This window comes from Acetatifactor sp. (assembly GCF_982438285.1).
The window spans coordinates 1-7330 of record NZ_CEWDFQ010000152.1 but is presented as its reverse complement, the minus strand read 5'-3'; the positions used below and the strand labels follow the sequence as shown (position 1 = coordinate 7330).

Below are 7330 nucleotides of genomic sequence, written 5' to 3'. Positions count from 1 at the left end.
TCATAAGGGGCGTAGTGGTAGGCATCACGATGGACGCCTTGGCGCCGAAGCATTTAGCCGCATAGGCCACGCCCTGGGCGTGATTTCCGGCGGAAGCCGTAATCAGTCCCTTGGCCCGCTCCTCATCTGTGAGAGTGCTCATCTTATAGTAGGCGCCTCTCACCTTGTACGCACCGGTAAACTGCATGTTTTCCGGCTTCAAATACACCTTGTTTCCGGTCTGTGCGCTGAGAAAGTCACTGTAAACCAGCTTTGTCTCCAGAGTCACCTTTTTTACCGTTTCGGATGCCTCTTCAAACTTCTCCAGTGTCAACATTTGTTCTTCCATATTTCCTCCATTTCTAAGCCTCTGTTCGCTCTCTGTCAAACAACGCGTTTACAAATTCATCCGGATCAAATTTCTGGAGATCTTCTATGGTCTCTCCCACACCGATATATTTTACGGGAACCTTAAGCTCCGACTGAATGGCCACGGCAATGCCGCCCTTTGCCGTTCCGTCCATCTTTGTCAAAATGATTCCGGTGAGCTTTGCCACCTCCCCGAATTCCCTGGCCTGCACCAGGGCGTTTTGCCCGGTGGTGCCGTCTAACACAATCAGATTCTCCCTGTGGGCGTCGGGAAACTCTCTGTCTATAATCCGGTTCATTTTGCGCAGCTCCTCCATAAGATTTTTCTTATTGTGAAGCCTTCCCGCCGTATCAATCAAAAGCACATCCACGCCTCTTGCCTTTGCCGCGTTTACTGCGTCAAACACCACGCTTGCAGGATCTGCGCCTTCATTGCCGCCGATCATGGGCACGTCCGCCCTTTTTGCCCACTCAGCCAGCTGATCTCCGGCCGCCGCGCGAAAGGTGTCCGCCGCTGCAATCAATACCTTTCTGCCGCTGTCCTTCAGCTTCCCGGCAAGCTTTCCCACAGAGGTGGTCTTTCCCACACCGTTTACGCCGATTACCATGACCACGGACTGCTCTCGCTCGAAGTCATAGGCCGTCTCGTCCACCCTCATCTGCTCCTTGATGCTTTCAATCAAAAGCTCCTTGCATTCTGCGGGCTCCTTGATATGACGCTCCTTCACCTCTTTTCTCAGCCGTTCCACAATGGCTGCCGTGGCGTTTACGCCAATATCGCCCATGATCAGAATTTCTTCCAGCTCCTCATAGAAGTCATCATCGATGGCGGAAAACCCACTGAACACTGCGTCAATGCCCCTTACGATATTTTCTCTCGTTTTAGTAAGGCCAGCCTTCAGTCTGGCAAATAAGCCCTTTTTTTCTTCGCTCATACGCCTCTCCGTTTCCAGTGCTCCTGCGCCTTGCAGATACCGCACTAATCCTCCAGCTCCTTGTCAATGAGATTCACGCTGACAAGAGTGGAAACTCCCTTTTCCTGCATGGTGATGCCATAAAGCCTGTCCACCTGCTCCATGGTGCCACGTCTGTGTGTAATTACAATAAACTGCGTGTTTTTGGTCAGCTTATGTAGATACTTTGCAAATCTTCCCACATTGGAATCATCCAGCGCCGCCTCAATCTCATCCAAAAGGCAGAAGGGCGAAGGCTTCAGATTCTGAATGGCAAACAAAAGTGAAATGGCAGAAAGCGCCTTTTCCCCACCGGACAGCTGCATCATGTTCTGCAGCTTCTTTCCCGGCGGCTGCGCGATAATGCGGATTCCCGCCTCCAGGATATCTTCATCCTCCATGAGCTCAAGGGTGCCCTTTCCTCCGCCGAACAGCTCCTTAAACACCTTGTCAAATTCCCGGCTGATCTGCGCAAATTTCTCGGTAAACTGCTTTCTCATGGCCCCGTCCAGCTCTTCGATAATGCCCTCCAGCGTTTTTTCCGCCTCCACCAGATCGTCGTGCTGGGTTTTCATGAAGGTGTAACGCTCCATCAGGTTTTTGTAGTCCTCAATGGCATTGACATTGACGTCCCCCAGCTTCTTGATCTGATCCTTCAAGTCGGTTATTCCCCGCTTCATGGCAGGCAGGTCCAGCATATCCTCATCCCGAAGAGAAGCCGCGTCACTTAAGGTGATCTCATATTCATCCCACATGTAATTGATCTGAGCCTCGATGGAATCCTCCAATCTCTCCCTTTGGGCATTTAGACGATAAACCTCCTTGTCTAAGGAGCTCATCTGCTCCGCCAGCTTTTCTCGGCTTTGGAAGAAGTTTTTCTGCTTTGCAGAAAGCTCCTCTTTTCTGGCAGCCTCCTCCTTAAGCCTTATCTCAGACGCATTCTGGGCTTCGTGGGAAGCAGCTATGGTTTTTTCCAGCTCCTTGATATTCTGCTTCTTCCTCTCCACCTCTTCTTCATTTTCCGAAAGAGCCTGCAGAATCTGGGCAAGCTCCGCCTGGGATTTTTCAAGCTCGCCGTTGATCCGGTCCACATTAGACTGCTTGAAGGTCTGCGTCTGGCGCATTTTTTCCACCTTCAAATCCCACTGTGCCACCCTGCCGGACTCTATAGTCTCCTCTTCTCTCCTTTCCTCCAGCTCCTTCTGAAAAGAAAGAATCTGCTCCTTTGTGTGCGCTTCCAGCTCTTCGCTTGCGGAAAGCTCCTGGGCTATGGCTTCCTTGCCGTCTTTGATTTCCCGTATCTTTCCCTCAATCTCCTTTTCCTCCAGCTCAAGGGATTTTGCCCCCTCCATCTCCTCCTCCATACGCTCTCTGGCCTGAGAAATATTCAGGCGGACCGTATTTTGTTCAATGGACATTTTCCCGATATCTGCCTTTAAGGCTTCCAGTGCAAGGCGCAGTTCATTGCGCCTTTCCTTGGTGCTTTTAATTTCTCCGTTTATCTCCTCCACCGCAGAAAGCAGCTTCCTCGTCTTTTTCTGAAGCTCCTCAATCTCCCTTCTTCTTCCCAGAAGATTGCTGTTATTTTTGAAGGCTCCGCCGCTGATAGCGCCCCCCGGCACCAAAAGCTCTCCCTCCAGGGTTACCATTCTGACGCTGTAGCCGGACTTTTTGGCAATCCTTACGGCATTGTCCACATTGTCTATCACCACAATGCGCCCCAGCATGGCTTTTGCCACGTTCCGGTAACGCTCCTCTATCTCTACCAGCTCATCCGCCATGCCGATAACCCCTTTTTCCTCCAAAATCTCAGGGCTCTTAAACTCCTGTGGATGAATGATGCTGGTCAGCGGAAGAAAGGTGGCCCGGCCCAGGCGGTTTGCCTTCAAATATCCTATCATTCTTTTGGCAGTATTCTCATCATCAGTTACAATATTTTGAATGTTCCCCCCCAGGGCTGTCTCAATGGCCGTCTCATATTTCTTATCCACCTTGATGATATCCGCCACAACCCCAATGATGCCCTTTTCCTTCTCCTTTTGCTCCATCACCTTCTTTACGCTGCCGCCATAGCCCTCATAGCGTTCCGTCAGATTGGACAAAGCCTCCAGTCTGGAGCTTTCCTGGTGGTAGGCGTTCTGAGTTTCCCGAAGCTTCTGATCCTTCCCGGTCAGCACGCCTCTTATGTCCCCCAGCTCTTTTTCCATATCCCCCTGTTTTCTGTTCATCTCTCCCAGCTCTTTGGTGATGCTCTCAAAGCTCTCCTCCAGCTTTAAAAGAGCCTCCTCCCTGGCAGCTTCATCAGATTTTACCCGAAGCAGACGGGAATTGAGCTCCGCTCTTCGGATGTTGATCTGCTCCATCATGGTGTCATACCGTCCCATTTTGGACTTGATGGTGGCCCGCTGGTTCAATTCGCCGATAATGGTATTTTTTCCTGCCTCAATGCAGCTGTTTAATTCCTCAATCTTGTCCTGGATTTCCAGGAGCTTTGCCCTTGCCTGCAATGCCGCGCCCGCAATCTCCTCCACCTGTTCATCGGTTTTCTGCTTTTCCGCCAGAATGCCTTCCTTGTCCTGGTTTTTGGAAGCAATTTCCGCCTCCAGCGCCTCTTTTCTGCCCTTTAAATGGGACTCGCTTCCCTTGGCGGAATTAATCTGCTCTTTCAGCACATTGATCTGGCCCTCCAGCCTGCCCCGCAAAAGCCCTGTGTCCGTAAGGGTGCTTCGGGCCTCTTCGATAGATTTATCCAGCCTCTCTATCTCCCCCTGAATCTGGTCGTACTCCTCCTTGATCCCCTCATATCGCTGGGTGATCTCCTTTAAATCCCCTCCGGCAATGCCATATTTTTCCTCCACTGCCTTCAGCTGTTCCTTTAATCTGCTGTTTTCCAAAAGGAACACATTCACATCCAGGGTTTTCAGCTCTTCCTTCTTGCGCAGGTAGATTTTTGCCTTTTCTGACTGCTTTTCCAAAGGCCCCACCTGCTTTTCCAGCTCAGAGAGAATATCATTGACACGAACCAGATTCTGCTTTTCGTTCGCAAGCTTGCTCTGGGCCGCAGCCTTTCTGCGCTTGAATTTTACAATACCCGCAGCCTCGTCGAAAAGCTCTCTTCTCTCCTCCGGCTTGCCGCTTAGAATTTTATCAATCTGTCCCTGTCCAATAATGGAATAGCCCTCCTTGCCGATTCCGGTGTCATAGAAAAGCTCATTTACATCCTTCAGCCGGCAAGGTGTTCCGTTGATGAGATATTCACTTTCTCCGGAGCGGTAGATTCTTCTCGCAACCGTCACCTCATCGTAGTCGATGGCAAGCTGATGGTCACCGTTGTCCAGGGTAATGGCAACGTAAGCATAGCTCAACGGTTTTCTGGTCTCTGTTCCCGAGAAAATGACATCCTGCATGCTGGCCCCGCGCAGCTGCTTAATGCGCTGCTCCCCCAGCACCCAGCGCACAGCGTCCGCCACATTGCTCTTTCCGCTTCCGTTAGGGCCCACAATCCCCGTGATCCCATTATGAAACTGAAAGGTTATTTTATTTGCAAAGGATTTAAAACCGTGTATCTCAATACTTTTTAAATACATATTCCCTCATCTCTCAAAAGCAGCAGCGCTTTGTAGGCGGCCTGCTGTTCCGCCGCTTTTTTCGTCCTTCCGCAGCCAAGTCCCAGCTGCCTTCCCTCCATCTGCACTTCCACCACAAAGGTCTTGTCATGCTCCGGCCCGCTTTCCTCAAGCAGAACATAGTTAAAATCCTTTTTTAACGTGCCCTGGATCAGCTCCTGCAGATTGCTTTTGCTGTCGTAAAACAGCTGCTTGTCCTCCAGATCAGACAAAATAAAACGGTTGATAAACGCCCTTGCCGCCTCCATTCCGCCGTCCAGATAAACTGCCCCGGTAACAGCCTCCATGGCATCTGAAATAATGCTGTCCCGCTTTCTGCCTCCCGTGCTCTCCTCTCCTTTTCCCAGGCGCATAAACTGCCCCAGCTCCAAGTCCCTTGCGCAAAAAGCCAGGGAGGGCTCACACACCATAGATGCCCGCAGCTTAGTCAGTTCTCCTTGCAGCATATCCGGATGACTGCAAAATAAAAATTCACTGAAAACCAGCACCAGCACCGCATCACCCAAAAACTCCAGGCGTTCATAATTTTTTGACCGATTGATCTTCTGCTCATTGGTAAATGAGCTGTGGGTAAGGGCCTGCTTTAAAAGATTGATGTTTTCAAAGCGATAGCCTATCCGTTCCTCCAGTTTTTTCAAGGTATATTCTTCCTGCATGACAGCTTCCTTCCCTTGCCGGTTCTCATAAAAAACAAGTATTCCCGAATGTGGAAATCCAGGAATACTTTCATTCAACCTTGCTTTTGTTCTCACTTAATTCAAAGTGCTTTTAATCAGCTCAACCGCTTCTTCCACAGTGGTGATTTTCTCTGCCTTTTCTGCGGGAATCTCAATATCAAATTCCTCCTCGATTCCCATAATAATCTGAAACACATCCAGAGAATCCGCTCCCAGATCGTCCATAAAGGTGGTCTCCATGGTGATCTCCTCCGGATCCACATTTAAAACTTCCGCAATTACTTTTTTGAGTTTTTCAAATTCCATTTCCTGTCTCCTTAATTTTCCAACATTATTTTTTCTTTGATCTTTTCATTTATTTTCTGTTCCTTAAATGCAATGCACTGCAGAATAGAATTTTTAATCTCAACCGCCTTGCTGCTGCCGTGTGTTTTCACCACAAGCCCGTTTAATCCCAAAAGGGGAGCTCCTCCATATTCTTCTGTGTCAAAGGTTTTCAACGTTTTCTTCAAAGCAGGCTTTACAAGCAGCGCACCCAGCTTGCTGCGAAGAGAAGTCATCATGCCGCTCTTTACCTTTTTGATCAAGACAGCGCCTACGCCCTCATAAAGCTTTAATATCACATTGCCCACAAAAGCCTCGCAGACCACCACGTCCGCGGCTCCCGCAGGAATATCCCTGGCCTCCACACTGCCGATAAAATTGATTCCAGGGCAGTTTTTCAGCAGAGGATAGGTTTCCTTTACCAGCGCGTTTCCCTTCTCTTCCTCCGCACCGATATTCACAATACCGACCTTGGGATTTTTAATCCCTATAACGCTCTCCATATAAATGCTTCCCATCTTTGCAAACTGCAGAAGATGCGAAGGTCTTGCGTCCACATTTGCGCCGCAGTCCAAAAGCAGGCACACACCCTTTTCCGTGGGAATCAAAGGCGCAAGCGGCGGTCTCTCCACTCCCTTAATCCTTCCCACAATCACCTGGCCTCCGACCAATACGGCGCCGGTGCTTCCGGCGGACACAAAGGCGTCACAGACGCCGTCCTTTACCATATACATGGACTTCACAATAGAGGAATCCTTCTTTTTACGAATTGCCATGACCGGCGGTTCTGCAGTCTCAATAACCTCTTCTGCATGTACGATTTCCAGCTGTGAAGCGTCATATGTATGTTTCCGCAGTTCTTCCCTTATCACAGACTCGCGGCCCACAAGAAAGACCTTCACTCTCTTGTCCTCGTTTATGGCCTCTACCGCTCCTTTGACGATCTCGGCCGGAGCGTTGTCTCCCCCCATAGCGTCAACAGCCACGTTCACTATTTCAGCCATATGAATGCTTCCTTCCATAATTTATAATAAAGCCATATATAACTATACTAAACCCCCTTATAAAAATCAAGAGATTTTTCTTTCGCTTTTTAAGAAATAGTGCAAACAAAAAGACGCCCGTCAGGAGCGTCTTACACCCATGTTGAAAATATAAAAACAAGGGCTGGTACACCCAGGCACCAGCCCTATGCCGTCATTAATCAACGCTTACAACCTGCTTCTTGTTATAAGAACCGCAAGCCTTACAAACTCTGTGAGGCATCATAAATGCGCCGCATTTGCTGCACTTTACCAATGTAGGAGCACTCATTTTCCAGTTTGCTCTTCTCTTATCTCTTCTACTTTTGGAAGATTTATTCTTAGGACAAATAGACATCGTTACACCTCCTTATTCGCGT

The 7330-nt window shown here is 49.3% G+C and carries 7 protein-coding genes; all 7 read right to left on the bottom strand.

The window, feature by feature from the left end:
* Positions 1-316 (bottom strand): pyridoxal-phosphate dependent enzyme (locus tag AC1WIP_RS08845; RefSeq protein ID WP_481141498.1); only part of this gene is annotated, 316 nt, incomplete at its 3' end.
* A 25-nt stretch (positions 317-341) separates the two neighbouring features.
* Positions 342-1283: a signal recognition particle-docking protein FtsY gene (gene ftsY / locus AC1WIP_RS08840; protein ID WP_481141497.1), complete on the bottom strand. Its 942-nt coding sequence runs from the start codon at positions 1281-1283 to the stop codon at positions 342-344.
* A 44-nt stretch (positions 1284-1327) separates the two neighbouring features.
* Complete coding sequence (gene smc / locus AC1WIP_RS08835) at positions 1328-4888, bottom strand: chromosome segregation protein SMC (RefSeq protein WP_481141496.1); 3561 nt, start codon at positions 4886-4888, stop codon at positions 1328-1330.
* Positions 4879-5583, bottom strand: coding sequence for a ribonuclease III (gene rnc / locus AC1WIP_RS08830; protein WP_481141495.1), 705 nt, complete (start codon positions 5581-5583; stop codon positions 4879-4881). The genes smc and rnc overlap by 10 nt, the downstream gene beginning before the upstream one ends.
* 96 nt (positions 5584-5679) lie before the next feature.
* Positions 5680-5910 carry an acyl carrier protein gene (gene acpP / locus AC1WIP_RS08825; RefSeq protein ID WP_318704124.1) on the bottom strand — a complete coding sequence of 77 codons (231 nt, stop codon included), beginning with the start codon at positions 5908-5910 and terminating at the stop codon, positions 5680-5682.
* 11 nt (positions 5911-5921) lie between these two features.
* Entirely contained in the window at positions 5922-6932 is a 1011-nt protein-coding gene (gene plsX / locus AC1WIP_RS08820; RefSeq protein ID WP_481141494.1) for a phosphate acyltransferase PlsX, read from the bottom strand.
* A 196-nt stretch (positions 6933-7128) separates the two neighbouring features.
* Complete coding sequence (gene rpmF, locus AC1WIP_RS08815; protein WP_481141493.1) at positions 7129-7308, bottom strand: 50S ribosomal protein L32; 180 nt, start codon at positions 7306-7308, stop codon at positions 7129-7131.
* Between the last annotated feature and the right edge of the window lie 22 nt (positions 7309-7330).